The organism is Streptomyces sp. NPDC052020 (genome assembly GCF_040680575.1).
Taxonomy (GTDB): Bacteria; Actinomycetota; Actinomycetes; order Streptomycetales; family Streptomycetaceae; genus Streptomyces.
Map to the genome: position 1 here is coordinate 1 of NZ_JBFAWY010000020.1, position 17143 is coordinate 17143.

At 73.4% G+C, this 17143-nt stretch carries 12 protein-coding genes and 1 pseudogene; 9 read left to right on the forward strand and 4 right to left on the reverse strand.

The genetic code is table 11. The annotated features are described in order from the left end of the window. The 4 genes and pseudogenes from AB0L74_RS21090 to AB0L74_RS21105 all read right to left on the reverse strand — a co-directional run. Positions 1 to 264, reverse strand: a pseudogene (locus AB0L74_RS21090) (sugar ABC transporter permease); the annotation flags it as partial. 97 nt (positions 265 to 361) lie between these two features. Then, a complete protein-coding gene (locus AB0L74_RS21095; RefSeq protein ID WP_365654300.1) occupies positions 362 to 1681 on the reverse strand; it encodes an extracellular solute-binding protein in 1320 nt (439 codons plus the stop codon). Between the two features lie 449 nt (positions 1682 to 2130). After that, entirely contained in the window at positions 2131 to 3144 is a 1014-nt protein-coding gene (locus AB0L74_RS21100; protein ID WP_365654303.1) for an SDR family oxidoreductase, read from the reverse strand. A gap of 311 nt (positions 3145 to 3455) precedes the next feature. After that, positions 3456 to 6155: a M4 family metallopeptidase gene (locus tag AB0L74_RS21105; RefSeq protein ID WP_365654306.1), complete on the reverse strand. Its 2700-nt coding sequence runs from the start codon at positions 6153 to 6155 to the stop codon at positions 3456 to 3458. 649 nt (positions 6156 to 6804) lie between these two features. On the opposite strand from AB0L74_RS21105, the gene AB0L74_RS21110 reads away from it, so the two are divergent. The 9 genes from AB0L74_RS21110 to AB0L74_RS21150 all read left to right on the forward strand — a co-directional run bounded on the left by AB0L74_RS21110 (position 6805) and on the right by AB0L74_RS21150 (position 17091). Then, complete coding sequence (locus AB0L74_RS21110) at positions 6805 to 7332, forward strand: hypothetical protein (RefSeq protein ID WP_365654309.1); 528 nt, start codon at positions 6805 to 6807, stop codon at positions 7330 to 7332. A gap of 388 nt (positions 7333 to 7720) precedes the next feature. After that, positions 7721 to 9865 (forward strand): hypothetical protein, encoded by a 2145-nt coding sequence (locus tag AB0L74_RS21115; RefSeq protein ID WP_365654312.1) that lies wholly within the window; start codon positions 7721 to 7723, stop codon positions 9863 to 9865. Positions 9866 to 9950: 85 nt separating this feature from the next. Continuing rightward, entirely contained in the window at positions 9951 to 11462 is a 1512-nt protein-coding gene (pelF, locus tag AB0L74_RS21120; protein WP_365654315.1) for a GT4 family glycosyltransferase PelF, read from the forward strand. Further along, positions 11459 to 12874, forward strand: a complete 1416-nt coding sequence (locus AB0L74_RS21125; RefSeq protein ID WP_365654318.1) for a hypothetical protein — start codon at positions 11459 to 11461, stop codon at positions 12872 to 12874. Before pelF ends, AB0L74_RS21125 begins: the two co-directional genes overlap by 4 nt. A gap of 82 nt (positions 12875 to 12956) precedes the next feature. After that, on the forward strand, positions 12957 to 13958 hold the full coding sequence (locus AB0L74_RS21130; protein ID WP_365654320.1) for a GDP-mannose 4,6-dehydratase: 1002 nt from the start codon (positions 12957 to 12959) through the stop codon (positions 13956 to 13958). A 33-nt stretch (positions 13959 to 13991) separates the two neighbouring features. Further along, positions 13992 to 14705: a sugar phosphate nucleotidyltransferase gene (locus AB0L74_RS21135; protein WP_365654323.1), complete on the forward strand. Its 714-nt coding sequence runs from the start codon at positions 13992 to 13994 to the stop codon at positions 14703 to 14705. 6 nt (positions 14706 to 14711) lie between these two features. Continuing rightward, positions 14712 to 15638, forward strand: a complete 927-nt coding sequence (locus AB0L74_RS21140) for an NAD(P)-dependent oxidoreductase (protein ID WP_365654326.1) — start codon at positions 14712 to 14714, stop codon at positions 15636 to 15638. Continuing rightward, a complete protein-coding gene (locus AB0L74_RS21145; RefSeq protein ID WP_365654329.1) occupies positions 15635 to 16297 on the forward strand; it encodes a spherulation-specific family 4 protein in 663 nt (220 codons plus the stop codon). The genes AB0L74_RS21140 and AB0L74_RS21145 overlap by 4 nt, the downstream gene beginning before the upstream one ends. Positions 16298 to 16305: 8 nt before the next feature. Continuing rightward, entirely contained in the window at positions 16306 to 17091 is a 786-nt protein-coding gene (locus AB0L74_RS21150; RefSeq protein WP_365654562.1) for an endo alpha-1,4 polygalactosaminidase, read from the forward strand. Positions 17092 to 17143: the final 52 nt, after the last annotated feature.

The following is a 17143-nucleotide window of genomic DNA, read 5'->3' on the forward strand; positions in this document are numbered from 1 at the left end:
GTTGTCGATCCCGGTGAAGTTCCGGTCCGGGCTGACGCCGTCCCAGTCGGTGAAGCTGTAGTAGACCATGTTCGCCACCGGCACGTAGGTGAACGCGACGAGCAGGACCAGGGGGACGGCGAGGAACAGCCACGGGGTGAGGCGGCGCAGCAGACCACCGCGCCCCGAGCGCGGGGAGGGCGCCGGCCGTCTGCCGGTCGGTACGCGGGGCGGCCCGGCGGCGTGCGGCGGTTTCGCGGGCGCCGTGTCGGTGGTATCGGTCATCACTGGCCTTTCATCGTCCGCTGGTGGGCGACGGGCGGTCGGCCCCGGCGGCTGCGGCCGGGGCCGGTGACGGCTGGTGAAGGGGAGCCGGCCGGGATCAGGAGCCGGCCGCCACGGCCGCCTCGTTCCACCTCTTGTCGAGGTCCGCGAAGAAGTCCTCCAGGCTGCCCTTGCGCGCGCCCCGCGCGAGGTCGACCAGCTGCTGGCGGTAGTCGGGCTTGTTCAGGCCGATCTCCGCGGCGTTGTCGATCGCGTTGACCTGGGCGACCTTCGCGTCGGAGCGCTCCACGAAGGTGACATCGTTGTCAACGAGGTCCTTGAGCGTGTCCGGCATGGGAGAGGTCTTCACCGCCGGAACGGCCCCCTCGTTCTCCGAGTAGCCCGACTCGTTCGTGAACCAGTCGATCCAGGCCCGTGCGGCGGCCTTGTGCTCGGAGTGGATGTTGACCGCCTGCTGGTAGTCGGAGGCGACCATGGTGCAGAACGTGCCGTCCTTCTGCACGGGGAACGGCATGAACCCGATCTCCTCGGGGTCGGTGCCAGCCTTCTCCGCCGCCTCCCGCATCTGCTTGACGGCCCAGGAGCCCAGCTGCATGGTGGCGATCTCACCCTTGGCGATCATCCCCTTGGAGGCTTCCCAGTTGGTGGTGCTGGGGTCCTTCTCGGACAGCCCCTCCTTGACGATGTCGTGCAGGAGCGTGTCGATCAGACGCAGATCGCCGCCCTGCTTCCAGGGGGAGACCGCCCCGGCGAGCTTGTTGTTGGCCTGGGCGTCGCATCCGGCCGAGCCGACGTTGTTGGTCCAGCCGGTCAGCGGCCAGGCATCCTTGAAGTTCGTGTAGTACGGCAGGGCGTCCGTCTTGGCCTCGATCGCCCGCAGGTCGTCGAGGAACTCCTCGGGCGTGGCCGGCCATTCGGCGATGCCGGCCTTCTTCCATACGGCCTTGTTGTAGACGAAGCCGTTGGCCGCGCCGAACTGGGCGATGCCGTACACCTTGCCGCCGACGTCGGTGTTATCGCTGAAGCGGTACTTGGCGCGCATCTCCTCGGCGGTGCCGAGCGGCGCGAAGAACTTGGGGTAGTCGTTCTTGGCGACCACGCCCGGGATCATCAGGACGTCACCGTAGTCGTCGGTGTTCATCCGGATCTTGACCTCCCCCTCGTAGTCGGTGAGGGCCTCGAACTTCACCTTCACCTTGGGGTAGACCTTGTTGAACTCGGCGGCGTACTCGTCCATCGTCCCGTCCTGGACGAGATCGGTGCGCGATGTCAGGACCTTGATGGTGCCCGTGGCGTCGGCGGGATCGGCGGGCGCCTTGGCGGTCTCGCCGGAGGCCGTGCCCGTGCCGCTGCATCCCGCGACGGTCAGGATCGCGGTGGCCAGAAACGCTCCGGGAAGCGCCTTCCTCTGTCCCATGTGCCCAGCTCCTTCAGGAATGCGGCTCAGCTCCGCGGGTGGGATGTCGGCACTATGTCAGCCCCTTATTAACCGGTGAAGCTCGGATTTCTGGCGTGATGCTCAATCGTTACTAGCGGGCGCAGTGTGCCGTGGCGATCTGCGAGTTGACGACGGCTCGACGGCCAGTAAATGACTAGACCGGTTTACGACGGCCGGACCGACGAGCGCTGGAGTTGCCGGGCTTCGGTGCGGCGGCGCAGCCACCCCACCTTCCGGATCGACGACGTGGGATTCCGTGTGGCCCGGCGTCCGGAGCGTCCGGGATCACCGGCCGGCGGCGGGGCCGGGAGGCCTCGCTGACACCCCGGGGCGGCCGGCCGTAGCGCGTGCGCGCCCGGAGCGCCGTCGTGGAGCGGAACCCAGGCCGCGGAGGTGGGCCGCCTCCGCGTCGGCCCGGCCGCGCCCTGTCATGGCCGGACGCGGCGCAGCACGGCGTATCCCGCGCCGGCGAGTCCGGCCGCGGTGAGGATCCGGCCGACGTGGTGGCGGCCGGCCCACGCCTGCGGGCTGGAGGCGTGCGCCTGGTCGTCGAACACGCCGTGTGCGCCGTAGTCCTCCGTCTCGTCGGCCGGTTCCCAGAGATTGCCCCGGCCCCCCGTGGGCGGATGAGCGTCGGTCTGCTGGGAATCGAACCCGGTACGGGCGAGGTACCGGTCGAGGAGTCCGGGTGCGACCGCGTTCGCCAGCAGGGTCGCCACCGTGGAGGCGCCGACCCAGTACTCGCGCCGGCCGGGGTGGTCGGCCGCGCGCAGCACGGCCCGGGCGGCGACCTCCGGCTGGTAGATCGGGGGCACGGGCTGGGCGTGCCGGGGCAGATGCGAGCGCAGCCAGCTGAACTGCGGGGTGTTGACGGCCGGCATCTGGACCATGGTGATGCGTACCCCGGACCCGTCGTGCAGCAGTTCGCAGCGCACCGACTCGGTGAAGCCCTGGATGGCGTGCTTGGCGCCGCAGTAGGCGCTCTGGAGCGGGATGCCGCGGTAGGCGAGGGCGGAGCCGACCTGCACGATGGTTCCCCGGTCCCGTGGCAGCATGCGGGTCAGCGCGGCCCGGGTGCCGTGCACGTAGCCCAGGTACGTCACCTTCGTGGCCTGGAGGAACTCCTCCGGCGGCACGTCCAGGAACGCGCCGAAGGCGGCGCTGAAGGCGTTGTTCACCCAGACGTCGACGGGGCCGAGCTCCCGCTCGACCCGCCGGGCCGCCTCCTCCACCTGGTCCGGTTCCGCCATGTCCGTCACGAGGGGCAGCGCTTGCCCGCCGGCCCGCCGCACCTCGGCCGCCGCCGCGTCGAGTCCCGCCCGCCCCCGGGCGAGCAGCGCCACCCGGTCGCCGCGGGCGGCGAACATCCTGGCCGCCGCCCGCCCGATACCGGCGCTGGCCCCGGTCACCACGACCGTCCGCTGTGTCGCCCGGTTCCTCATGCGCCCTCCATGTCGCGTGCCGCATGCGTAGCCGCCTGTGGGTACCGGGTATCGCGTTCGCCGCGCCGGGAAACGAATCCCCCGCCACGCGGGGGGCCTCGGGTGCCACCCGGGCGTGGTGCAGGCTCGGCGCCGAAGCGGGTCGTCCCGCGGACCACCGCGCGGCCACCCCTCCGGAGGCGCGACGGCATGCGAGGCGCCGTCGCTCCCGGCGGCGGTGGCTCACCGGTGGCGCGCGGGACCGGGGCCTCGCCGGGCGGCTCACCCGGCGAGGCCCCCTGGAACCGCCCGCTGTTCGTGGCCCGGCGAGGTCAGCCGCACCTTCCCGCGGGCCGCGCGCGGGTCACGACGTCGGTGGTGCCCGTCGTCGAGTCCAGCCACACCACCTGGCCGCCGCCGACGGCCGCGGGGTGGGTCTGGGCGCCGCGGTTGCAGGAGACGCGGCCCTTGTAGGTGCCCTGCGCGCCGGGGGTGCCGGCGGCCGCGAACTGGTGGAGCTTGGGGGTCGTCTCGTTGCCGAGGGGAGCGTCGGGGGCGTAGGCGGCGACCGTCACGCTGTCCTCGGACGCGGTCAGGTCGTATGCCCGCAGCGTGCCCCACCCGGCCTCCGGGCCGAGTTCCGCCACGCCGGAACCGTCGAGCGGGGCGCGGAACAACGCCGTCCCGCTCTCGGCCGTGTCCTGTTCGGCGAGCCAGAAGACATGGGTGCCGTTGAGCGCGGTCGGGCCGTGGCTCGTGGTGCTCGGGGCCTCGTGGATCACCGTGGTCCCACCGGTCGCGGCGTCGACCACGAGCGTCCTCCACTCGTACACGGCGCGAGCCGCCAGCGCCACCCTCCGCCACTCCTGGTAGGCGATCTTGCCGCCGCTCACCGACGGCGAGTACGCCCGGCGGTAGGTGCCTCCGCCGGCGGTCACGATGCCCGCCGGGTCCTTCAGGCTCAGATAGGCCACGCCCGAGCGGCCGCCGACGTTCGCGTAGCTGAAGGTGACGATGTCGCCGTCGACGTCCGTCACGCTTCCGCCGCTGCGGCCGGACCACAGCTTCTTCACGGGGCCGCCCGCGAGCGGCCGGGCCAGGATCTCGACGGCGCCCGGGCTGTACGCCTGCCACACCACCGTCGTGCCGTCGGTGGCGGGATTGACGTGGTAGCGGCCGTCGTTGGGGCTCATCAGCTTGAGCTGCCCCTTGCCGTCGGCGCGTCCGGCCCATACGGAGTACGGCTCCGAGCCGTCCTCGTTCGACTTCGACGCCGCCCACCAGCCGCCGCCCGCGCCCAGGCCCGTGCCGGTCGTGTTGATCCGGTCCAGGAGCGGGTCGGAGTCGATGCCGAGGGCCAGCTCCCAGCCGGGCACGATGCCGTGGGCGGTGAAGGCGCGGCGCAGCGCCTTCAGCCCGTCCCCGGCGACCCCGAGGTCCTGGGCGGCGGCGAGTACGGCGGCCCGGCCCTCGGTGAAGCCGTCGAGGGGGGTGAGGTAGTCGGTCAGCGCCTTGTAGACGACCTTGTCGGCGAGGTCCGCGCCCAGTTCCTCGCGGGCGTCCCACAGCGCGCCGCCGAAGATGGTGGAGTTCAGGTGGACTCCGCCGTTGTCGTTGAGGAAGTCCAGACCGAGGAAGGACGTGGTGGTGGTCCGCCCGTCGTTCAGGTCGCGCAGGGCGCACTCGCGGGGGGCCTTGGTGCGGCACAGCCGCTCGCCGAGGAGGCCGGAGTCGGGGTCCGAGACCGGGATGCCCAGCACGTCCGTCTCGACGGCGTTGCCGAAGTAGTCGGCGATGGCCTCGTTCACGGCACCGGACTGGCCCGCGTAGACGAGGTTCGCCGAGTGCTCGATCACGCCGTGCGTCATCTCGTGGCCGACGACGTCCAGGGCCGCGGACAGCGGCCGGTACTCCGCGTCGCCGGTGCCGTACACCATCTTCCGCCCGTCCCAGAAGGCGTTCACGTACGGCTCGCCGAACTGGGTGACCCCCACCAGGGAGTCGATGCTCATGCCGCGGTTGTCGAGGCTGTCGCGGCCGTGCTTGTCGCGGTAGTAGTCGTAGACCCGCGCGGCGGCCCAGTGCGCGTCGACGGCGCCCGCTTCGGTGGCCTCGCCGCCGAACTCCGGGGTGGGCGAGGCGAACGCCAGGATGCCCTCGGGCCACTGCCCGCTCACGTCGCCGACGTTCCTGCCGCGGGCGTCCCAGGTCGTCAGGGCGCGGTCGCCGTAGTCGTCGTCCGGTATGCGGGTGCGGTCCCGCAGCACGTACAGGCCGCGTTCCTCGTCGTGGGACACGTCCAGGCCGACGGCCGTGCCGTCGAGCCGGACGCCGCCGCCCGTCTCCCGCGCGGCCGTGGAGCGCTGTCCGGCCGCCGCCTCCGGCGCGGGCTTCCCGGCCGCCGCCTCCGGCGCCCGGAACGTCTTGATGCCGCTGTAGCCGAGGACCGGGTAGCCGGCGTGGGCGTCGACGTAGACCTCTTGCAGCACGGGCTCACCGTCGGCGGGGTCGGTGCCGCGCACGGTGACGTGCTGGGTGAGGACGCCCGTTCCCTTGGGCAGGACGACGAGGCCGCGGGCGGTGCCCCACAGCGGGGGCCGCTCCTCCTCGCCCTCGCGCGGCGCCAGCGCGAAGTTCCTGGCGCCCAGGTCGTCGAGGACCCGGTCGACGGCCCGTTCGACGGCGAGTTCCTCTCCGACCTCGGCCGTCGTGCCGGTGGTCAGCCCGGTGAAGTACTTGCCGGAGGTGCCGGTGACGGTCCGCTCGCCGCCCTTGTTCTCCATGCGGACGATGTACTGGCCGCCCAGGACGGGCACGCCGTGGTGCCGCTGCTGGAGCCGTACGGTCTCCCGGCTGCCCGAGACGGTGGTCCCGGCGGGCACGAGGTCGCGTTCGGCGTGCGCGATCCGGTACCGCCCCCGCTCGGCGTCCAGGTAGGAGCGGGCCGCGCCCGCCGCGCCGCCCGCGTCGGGGGCCCGCTCCCGGATGCCCCGCACCAGGGCCGGTGTCTCGGTCCGCTGTCCGGGGACCACCTGTCCCGGACTCGGTGGTGGTGCCCCCGTCCCCGTCGCGGCGCCCGCGGGCACCGCCGGAACGACGAGTGCGGCGACGCCCGTCAGCGCCGCCGCACCCGCTATACCGCTCAGCCGCGCTCTGCGGCCCCCTCTACGGGTTCTTGCCTTTCTGGAGTGACGCACGGTTCCCTCAACCCCCCACTCGTCTTCGGCCGGTGGCCAAGCGCCCCGGCAGGGGCCATCGAAGCGGTGGTGAGCCGTCACCTCAACGGGGTGGACGTGACCACCGGCGACTTCCGGCCGATCGCGGCAGGCCATGGCCACCCGGCTTCTTACGGGGCCGCGGGCGCCGGTCCGGCAGGCCGCTCGGAGACGGACCGTTGGCCAAAAGTGTGCGGCCGGTCGCGGGCACGGTCCACCGGCGCGGCGGGCGGTACGACGAATACCGGCCAATACCGCCGTCGCCGTCCCGCCGAGGTGCCGGGCACCACCGCACCGCCGGCCCCGTCGGCCGCACCGCCTCCACCGTGCACGTTCGCGACCCACACGCCATCACCACACTTCTTCCACATCTGCTTCACGGGGCGCCCACTTTCGGCCGTCCAAGGTTCCGGACGCCGGCACGGGGGCAGACGGCGCGCTCATCCCGCCCCTAGCCTCCCGGGCCATGCGATCACCCTTGATGAGACGCCTCGGTCTCAGTGCCGTCCTCGCCCTCGTTCTGGCCGTGTTCGGCCTGGCCCCCTCCGCGAGCGCGGCCGATCCGAACCCCGCCGAGCTGAAGTTCACCACCACCGCCGCCACCACCACTCCGGGCGGCACGGTGAACCTGACCATGACCCTGACCAACAACAAGACCTACGACCTCTGGTTCGTCTACCAGACGATCGACCCCACCTGGCTGACCACGCAGCGCCCCGACCTGAAGTACACGATCACCGACTGCACTCTCGCCACCGCCGACGGCGGCACCTCCTGCTCCGGCACCGGCCCCTCCAACCTGGGCACCAACTACAACGCCCCCATCCCGCCCGGCCAGAGCCGGACGGTGACCCTGACGCTGAAGATCGCCGCCGACTCCGGCTGCAACGGCAACATCGGCTTCTACTCGTACTTCTACGCGGAGTTCAGCGACAGCACGAACTACAGCGGCGGCCCGGTCTACACGCCCGAGACGCGCGTTCTCTGCGCCTGACGCACACGCCCGGTGAGGCGTTGACCGGAAATCGGCCAACGCTTCACCGGCGAGGCGGACGTCACCAGCGGCTTCCGCACCGGCGGGCCCCCGGCCCGCCGGTGCGCCGCACGTCCCCCACCTGCACGGCGTCCCCGACACGGGGCATGACCGGCCTCCACGACAGGCCACCGGACGCACTCTCGCCCCGGGGCCGCCCCCTGCCGTACACCTACAATTTTTCGTCAGGTTTCGCAGCAAGGCCACAAAACTTCCACAGAGACCTCACCATGTGACGCGACAGACGCGTCGACGACCGGCCTCTGAGGGGGAAGCCGGCGTCACGCGAGGGGGTGTGTCCGCTCCGCGGAGCGATGCTCACCCCTGCCCTGGGAGGGGACATCACCGCATGAAGCGGACCATACGCACCGCCCTGCTCACGGCGGGCGCACTCATAGCCGCCCTCGGCGTACCGGCCACGGCGGTATCCGCCGGCGACCCGGCGCCCCGCGTCGATCTGCGGGTGCTGATCGTGAGCGACGGCGGCCCGTCCACCGAGGCCATCGCGGCCGAACTGGACGCCGCCGGAACGCCGTACACCGAGATCGACCTCACCCGGTCCGACCGGCCGGTGATCGACGCCCACTACCTCGCGGACACCGCCGACGGACGGAACCGCGCGAAGTTCCAGGCCGTCGTCCTGCCCAACGACAACCCGTTCCCGGCGAACTCCGCGGAGATGGCCGCGCTCGTCGCCTACGAGAAGACCTACGGCATCCCGCAGGTCGACGCGTACACCTACGCCCGCCCCGAGGCCGGGCTCCAGTACCCGATCTACGGTGGCTACTCCGGCAGCGTCGACGGGGTGCGGGCCGAGGTGACGGACGCCGGCCGGGCGGGCCCCTTCGGCTACCTCGACGGACCCGTGCCGTTCGAGGACAACTCGCCTACCGTGGGCGAGAGTTACGCCTACCTGTCGACGCCGGTGGCCGGTGCCGACTTCACCCCCTACGTCCAGGCGCCCATCCCGGGGACGACGAAGCGGGGCTCCCTGGTGGGCGAGTACCGGCACGACGGGCGGCGCGAACTCGTCGTCACCTTCGTCTACAACCGGTACCAGCAGCAGTTCCGGCTGCTGGCCCGAGGCATCGTGCGGTGGATGACCGGCGGCGTGCACCTGGGCTCCTCCCGCAACTACTTCGCCGTCCACGTCGACGACGTGTTCGCGGCGGACGACCGCTGGAACTCCACCCTCAACTGCACGCCCGGCGACGTCGACTGCACGGACCCGAACGCCACCCCGGACCCCATCCGCATGTCGCCCGCGGACGTCGACCACGCCGTCGCCTGGCAGCGCAAGCGCGGCGTCACCCTCGACTTCGCCTACAACGGCGCCGGCAGCGCCGACCACCGCGAGGACCACAACGGCGCCGACCCGCTGGCCGACAAGCTCATCGCCGCGCGGAACGAGTTCCGCTGGATCAACCACACCTACACGCACGCCTTCCTCGGCTGCGAGCAGGACACCACGGTCGTGCCCTGGCGATGCGCCACCAACGCCGACGGAAGCACCAAGTGGGTCAGCCGGTTCGAGGTCGCCGACGAGATCGCCCACAACCGCGTCTGGGGACAGCTCGCCGGACTCCCCCTGGACAACGACGAGCTGGTCACCGGTGAGCACTCCGGACTGCGGGTGCTGCCCCAGCAGCCGTCCGACAACCCCAACCTGGCGCTCGCCCTCGCCGACAACGGCGTCACCTGGCTGGCCGCGGACAACTCCCGCGAGCCGCAGCAGCGGAAGGTCGGCCCCGCCACGACGGTCCCCCGCTACCCGATGAACATCTTCTACAACGCGGCGCGGGCCGCCGAGCAGGTCGACGAGTACAACTGGATCTACACCAGCCGCGCCCAGGGCGGCAGCGGCATCTGCGAGGACAATCCGGCCACCACCACCTGCCTGCCCGCCCCGCTCGACCCGGCCACCGGCTACACGCAGCACATCGTGCCCCTGGAGCGGCAGATCGCCCTCGGCCACGTCCTCGCCAACGACCCGAAGCCGCACTTCATCCACCAGTCCAACCTGGCCGAGGACCGCATCGCCTACCCGGTTCTGGACGGCGTGCTGGACACCTACGACACGCTGTTCGCGGAGAACACCCCGGTGGTCAACCTGCGGATGAAGGAGATCGGGAAGGAGCTCCAGCGGCGTGCCGCCTGGCGGGCCGCCGTGCGGAGCGGGCAGGTCACGGCCTACCGCGTCGGCGACACCGTCACCGTCGACGGCCCGGACGGCGTAGCGGTCCCCGCCACCATGCCGCAGGGCACCACACGCGCCGGAACGGCCTTCGGCGAGGCGTACGCCGGCGAGCGGTCGGGCTGGACCAGCCCGGGGATCGCGCCGCTCACCCTCACCCTGCCGGCGTCCGCGTCCTCTTCCGCGTCCCCCTCCACGGCCACCGGCGCGAACGGCTCCACGCCGGCCACGGCCCCGGCCCCCGGCACCCGGGTTCCCCAGGGCGTGGCCGAGCCGGTCGCCCCCGGCACGGCGAGCTGACCGGCGTACGGCAGCAGGGCCCCCGCCGCCCACCGGCGGCGGGGGCCGGTACGACCACCCCACACCCCGGCCGTGGAGCACATCGATGCACGTTCACCACGGCGCGCGGCGCTCCGGCGCACCGCGCGTCACCCTGCTCACCGAAGGCACCTACCCGCACAGTCACGGCGGTGTGAGCGTCTGGTGCGACCAGCTCGTCACCGGCATGCCCGACCTCGACTTCGACGTCATCGCCGTCACCGGCACCGGGCGCGAGCCGATCGTGTGGGACCTGCCCGGACACGTGTCACGTGTCGTGCCGGTGCCGATGTGGGGCGACGCTCCCCCGGGCCGCCCGCCCCGCGGCCGGGCCCGCCGCCGGCTCGCCGACGCCTACGAGCGGTTCGTGACCGCGCTGGTCGACCCGTGCGCCGAGGACGGTTTCGCGCCCGCCCTGTACGTGCTGGCCGGGGCGGCGGCGGACGGCCTGCTCAGCCCGTTCCTGCGGGACGACCCGGCGATCACGGTCCTGACCGGCGTGTGGACGCGGCCGGGACTGGTGGTGCGGGAGGCGGGGCCGACGCTGCACGACGCGCTCACCGCGACGTCCCTGCTGGAACACGCCCTGCGCCCCCTGGCCGCGTCGCCGCCCGAGGAGGGCGTGGCCCACGCGGTCAGCGGCGGTGTCGCCGTACTGCCGGGGCTGGCGGCGCTGGAGCGGCACGGGGTTCCGCTGCTGCTCACCGAGCACGGCGTCTATCTGCGCGAGCGCTACCTGGGCTACCGGACCGCGCCGTACCGCTGGCCGGTCAAGGCGGTGGTCCTGGGCTTCTTCCGGCTGCTGGCGGAGGAGACCTACCGCCGGGCGGCGCTCATCACCCCCGGCAACCGCTACAACCGGCTGTGGGAGGAGCAGGGCGGGGCCGACCCGGCGTCGATCCGCACGGTCTACAACGGCGTCGACCCCGCCGCGTTCCCCCCGGCCGGGCCCGAGCCGGAGCACCTCACCCTCAGCTGGGCCGGGCGGGTCGACCCGATCAAGGACCTGGAGACCCTGATCCGTGCCTTCGCGCTGGTCCGGGCGCGACTTCCCGATGTGCGGCTGCGGTTGTTCGGCGGGACGCCGCGGGGCGGGGAGGGCTACCGGGAACGCTGCGAGGCGCTGGCCGCCGAGCTGGGGCACGCCGACGCCGTGACGTTCGAGGGGCGCGTCGACGACATCAAGGACGCCTACGCCGCCGGGAACGTCGTGATGCTCTCCAGCATCAGCGAGGGCTTCCCGTTCACCCTGATCGAGGCCATGTCGTGCGGGCGGGCCACCGTCTCCACGGACGTGGGCGGGGTGCGGGAGGCGGTGGGCGACACCGGTCTCGTGGTGCCGCCGCGCGACCCGGACGCGATGGCCGCCGCCGCGCTGGAGCTGCTGCGCGACGCGGACCGGCGCCGGGCTATGGGGGAGGCGGCCCGGCTGCGGGTCATCGAGCAGTTCACCCTGCGCCAGACCATCGACACCTTCCGCTCCATCTACCACGAACTGGCCGCGGGCGCGGAGGAGATGCCCGCCCGGATCGTCCTGCCCGCCCCGGCGGTCACCGGCCTGGGGAGCCTGACCGGATGAGCGGGCCGATATCCCTGGAACCCGGCGGCGCCGAGCAGGAGACGCTGACGCTGCGGCTGGCCCGGCCGCCCCGGCCCCGCCGCCGGCCCCGCTGGGCCCTGGACGAGACCACACTCACGATACGGCTGCCCCGGCAAGGGCCCGACGAAGAGGCCGTCAGCGCGCTCGCCGCCGAACTCGCCGACCGGATCGGCCCCGCCGTCCATCCCTACGAGGTGGCCGCTCTGCTGGAGGCGGAGGGCATGACCGCCTCCGTGATCAAGGAGCGGTACGGCCATCCGAACCTGTTCTCGCTGGCGTCCGCGCTGTACGCGAAGGTGCCCCGGACCTTCCCCGAGCCACCGCCCGCGGCCGACCCGTGGCGGCCCGACACGGTGCGCTGCCTGCTGCGGGGCGTGCTGTTCGCGCTGCCCGCCCTGGCCTACCTGCTCACCGCACCACTGTGGCGGGTGGACCGGCACGCCGCCGTCCTGATCGTCGCGGGCGTCGTCTCCTGGGCGTGGGGACAGGGGCTCGGCCACCGCGCGCACCTGCGGCTGGTGGCGGGGCGCCGGGAAGCGGCCCGCACTCTGCTGACCGGGTCCCCGCTCGGCGCGGCGACGGCGACGGGCCTGGCCGCGCTGCCCGCCGGGGGCGGTCCCGTCACCGCGGTGGCGGCGGCCCAGTCGCTGTACCTCGCGGCGGCGGGGGTACTGCTGGTCCTGGGCCGGGAGCGGCTGCTGCTGGCCGCGCTCAGCCCGCTGGTCGCCGGAGCCGCGGTGCTGCCGTGGTGGGATCCCGGCCCGCTGCCGCGGGCGGGGCTGCCGCTGCTGGCGCTGCTGGCCACGCTCGCCGCCGCCGGGCGCGTCCTGTGGACCGGCCTCGCCGCCCCGGCCGCGTCCGACGGGCCCCGGCCGCGCCTGCTCTCCTCGCTCCCCTACGGTTTGTTCGGGCTGGCCGCGGCGGTCCTCGTCATGCTGGAGGGCCGGCGGGAGCCGTATGCGGTGATCGCCCTGACCGTGAGCATGGGCCCGGCCGAATGGCTGCTGTACCGCTACCGCGGCTGGTCGGTCGCCGCGCTGCGCGTCAGCGCGACGCCCCGGGCGTTCCTGCTCCGCTCGGCCGCGGTCCTCGGCCTGTGCCTGTCCGGGTACCTCCTGCTGTTGCTGCCCCCGGCCCTGCTCACCGGCTCCGGCCCGGCCGCGCTGCTGCCGCTGGCGGCCGCCCTGTGGACCGCCCTGCTGCTCCAGGCGTTCGGGGCGGCCTGGCCGCCGGCCGTGCTCTGTCTCCTGGCCGCCGCCGGTGCCGGGGCGGTCACCTGGCTGGACCTGCCGCCGGGCCCGGCCGTACTGCCGCCGGTCTGCGGGGCGGCCGCGGCCTGCCTCGCGGTCTGCGCGATCCATCTGCTCGGCAGGCCCTCCCCGCACTCCTGACCACCGGACGGCCGCTCCCGGCACCGCTCCCCGGAGCCCGTCGTCCTCTCCGCCGCACCACCCGACGAAAGGAAACCCGCAGGTGACCTCCGCACCGCTCGCCGCCGTCACCGGAGCCGAAGGGTTCATCGGCTCCCATCTCACCGAGGCGCTCGTCGCCTCCGGCCACCGCGTCCGCGCCATGGCCCAGTACAACTCGTTCTCCTCCTACGGCTGGCTGGAGACGCTGCCCGCCGACGTCCTGGACCAGGTGGAGATCGTCCTCGGCGACGTCCGCGACCCCGGCTCGGTGCGCGGCCTGCTCGACGGCGCCGACTGCGCCTACCACCTCGCCGCGCTCATCGCGATCCCGTACTCCTACCAGGCCCCGCACAGCTACGTGGACACCAACGTCACCGGCACGCTCAACGTGCTGGAGGCGGTGCGCGCGCTGGGCACGCCGCGCCTGGTGCACACCTCCACCAGCGAGACGTACGGCACCGCGCAGACCGTGCCGATCACCGAGGACCACCCCATCAACACCCAGTCGCCGTACGCCGCTTCCAAGGCCGGCGGCGACCGGCTGGCCGACAGCTACCACGCCAGCTTCGACACGCCCGTGGTGACGCTGCGGCCGTTCAACACCTTCGGGCCGCGGCAGTCGATGCGCGCGGTGATCCCCACCGTCATCGGGCAGGTGGCGGCCGGGCAGCGCACCATCACCCTCGGCGATCTGCGCCCCACCCGGGACTTCACCTTCGTCGCCGACACCGCGCAGGCGTTCCTCGCGGTGGGCACGGCACCGGCGGAGCGGGTCGTGGGCCGCACCCTCAACGCCGGGACCGGCGGGGAGATCTCCGTCGGCGACCTGGTCGCGCTGATCGGCAAGGTGATGGACGCGCCCCTCGACGTCCGCGAGGACCCCACGCGCCTGCGGCCCGCCAACTCCGAGGTGATGCGGCTCGTGGCCGACGCCTCCCGGCTGACCGCGGCGACCGGCTGGCGACCGGGCCACACGCTGGAGGAAGGGCTCGCGCGGACCGTGGAGTGGTTCGGCGATCCGGCCAACCTGGCCCGCTACAAGACCGGCATCTACAACATCTGACCCCGACCGGCCCGCACCCGCAGGAGGTATGCCATGCACGCAGTCATCCTTGCCGGAGGAAAAGGCGTCCGGCTGCGGCCGTACACCACCGCTCTGCCCAAGCCGCTGGTGCCCATCGGCGACCAGCACGCCATCCTGGAGATCGTGCTGCGGCAGCTGTCCACGGCCGGTTTCACCCACTGCACCATCGCCATCGGCCACCTCGGCGAGATCATCCGCGCCTACGTCGGCGACGGCTCCCAGTGGGACATGAGCATCGACTACGCCACCGAGGAGAACCCGCTGGGCACCATGGGCCCGCTGCTCACCCTGCGCGAGCGCCTGCCGGAGAACTTCCTCGTGATGAACGGCGACGTGCTCACCGACCTGGACTACGCCGACGTGCTGCGCCGGCACGAGGCGTCGGGCGCGCCGCTGACCATCGCGACCTACGCCCGCAAGGTGCACATCGACTTCGGGGTGCTGACCACCGATCAGAGCCGGGTCGTCGCCTTCACCGAGAAGCCGAGCATCGACTACCGGGTGTCCATGGGGGTCTACGGCGTCTCCCGCTCCACCCTCGATGGCTACACGCCCGGTCTGCCGCTGGGCTTCGACGAGCTGGTGCTCGACCTGCTCGCCGCGAAGCGGCCGCCGCACGCCTACGAGTTCGACGGATACTGGCTGGACATCGGCCGTCCGGACGACTACGACCGGGCCAACGCGGAGTTCACCAGCCGCAAGTCGCTGCTGCTGAAGGGAGCCTGACCTTTCATGCACGTCCTCGTCCTCGGCGCCACCGGATACCTGGGCGGCCATGTCGTCGAACGGCTGCGGGCCCTGCCGGGCGCGCGGGTGCTCCTCGGCGGCCGCTCCCCCGCCGCCGACGTCACCGCCGACCTCGCGTCCGGCCGGCCTCGGGAGCTCGCGGCCGCGCTGGCCCGCATCGCGCCCGACGCCGTCGTCAACTGCGCGGGCGCGACCGGCGGTGACGCCGTCACCCTGGCGGAGGTGAACGCCCGGGGGCCCGCCGTGCTGTGCGCGGCGCTGCGGGAGGCCGCTCCCGGGGCCCGCCTGGTGCACCTGGGCTCGGCCGCCGAGTACGGGCCCGGCACACCCGGCCGGCGCGTGACGGAGTCCGGGGCGACCGCTCCGGCCGGCCCGTACGGGGCGACCAAGCTGGCGGGCACGGTGGCGGTGACCGCGTCGGGACTGGACGCGGTGGTGCTGAGGGTGGGCAATCCGGTGGGTCCCGGGGCTCCGCCCACGGGACTGCCCGGCCGGGTCGCCGCGCTGCTCGCGGACGCCGGGCGCGATGCGGAGGCGGCGCTGCGGCTCGGGGATCTGTCCGCGTACCGTGACTTCGTGGACGTACGCGACGTGGCGGAGGCGGTGGCGCTGGCGGCCACCGCGCCGGGGCCGCTCCCGCCGGTCCTCAACATCGGCGGCGGCGCGGCGGTCCCGGTCCGGGAGCTGGTGCGGACGCTGGCGGACGCGGCCGGGTTCCGGGGCCGGATCGTGGAGGAGAACGCGGGCGGCTCCGCGCGGTCCGCCGACGTCTCGTGGCAGTGCTCGGACATCACGGCCGCCCGCGACGCCCTCGGCTGGCGGCCGGCGCGCTCCCTCGGCGTGTCGCTGGAGGCGCTGTGGGCGGCCGCGGAAGCACGGTCCCGCGGCGCCGAAGGGGTACCGGCGCGGTGAGCCTGCTGATTCCGCTGTACGTCCATCCGGCCGAGGATCCCGCCGCCTGGCACCGGCTGATCACCCGTGCCGCGCGTACCCACGCCGTCGTGCTCAACCCCGCCAGCGGGCCCGGCGACGGCCCGGATCCGGCGTTCGCCGCCGCCGCCGAGGCGCTGCGCTCGGCGGGAGCCCGGCTGCTCGGCTACGTCGACACGGACTACGGCACACGGGACCCGGCCGGGGTCGCCGCCGATCTGCTCAGGCACCGGGAGTGGTACGGCGTGGACGGCTGCTTCCTGGACCGGGTGACCGCCGCGCCGGACGGGCTGCGGGCCTGCCGCCGCCTGGTGCGGTCGGTGCGCCGGCTCGGTGCCTCCACCGTCGTGCTCAACCCGGGCGTCCACCCCGCTCCCGGCTATGCGCGGCTGGCGGATCTGACCGTCACCTTCGAGGGCCACTGGTCCCAGTACGTGTCGGCGTTCAGCCGCCCCGCGTGGGCCGCCCGGCACCCGCCCGAGCGGCTGTGCCATCTGGTCTACGGGGTGCCCGAACCGCTCGTGCCGCTCGCCGTGCGCACCGCGCGCGTGCGGGGCGCGGCCGTCTGCGGGCCGGTGACGGGCGAACCGCCCAACCCCTGGTCCCGGCTGACCCCGGCGCTGGCCGAGGCGGAGCGGTGAGGCGGCTCATGGCGGCCGTGGTGGCCGCCCTGACCCTGGTGGCGGGCCTCGCCGCGTGCTCCGGCGGCCGCGGCACCGACGCCGGCCCGGACGGCACATGGTGGCGGCCGCGTCCCGGACTGGCCTGGCAGTGGCAGCTCGACGGCAGGATCGACCCGTCCGTCGACGTGCCCGTCTACGACATCGACGGCTTCGAGAGCAGCGCCTCGGACGTCGCCCGTCTGCACCGGGACGGACGCAAGGTGATCTGCTACGTCAACGTCGGCGCCTGGGAGGATTTCCGCCCCGACCGGGACGCCTTCCCCCGCTCGGTGCTGGGCAGGCCCAACGGCTGGCACGGCGAGCGCTGGCTGGACATCCGCCAGGTGCGGGCGCTGCGGCCCCTCATGGAACGCCGGTTCGACATGTGCCGGGACAAGGGGTTCGACGCGGTGGAACCGGACCTGGTCGAGGGCTACGCCCACGACACCGGCTTTCCTCTCACGGCCCGCGACCAGCTCCGCTTCAACCGCATGATCGCGGACATCGCGCACGAGCGCGGCCTGGCCGTGGGCCTGAAGAACGACCTGCCGCAGATTCCGGAGCTCCTGGACGACTTCGATTTCGCGGTCAACGAAGAGTGCGCGCAGTACCGCGAATGCGCCCTGCTCGAACCGTTCGTCGCGGCGGGCAAGGCGGTGTTCCACGTGGAGTACGCACGGCCCACCGCCGACTTCTGCCCCCTGGCCCGGGAGCTGGGGCTGTCGTCGATGCTGAAGAAGCCGGAACTGGGCGCCTGGCGCAAGCCCTGCTGACCGGCCGGGCCGGCGCGGACGCCGGTCCGTATCCGGCGGGGCCGTGCGCCCG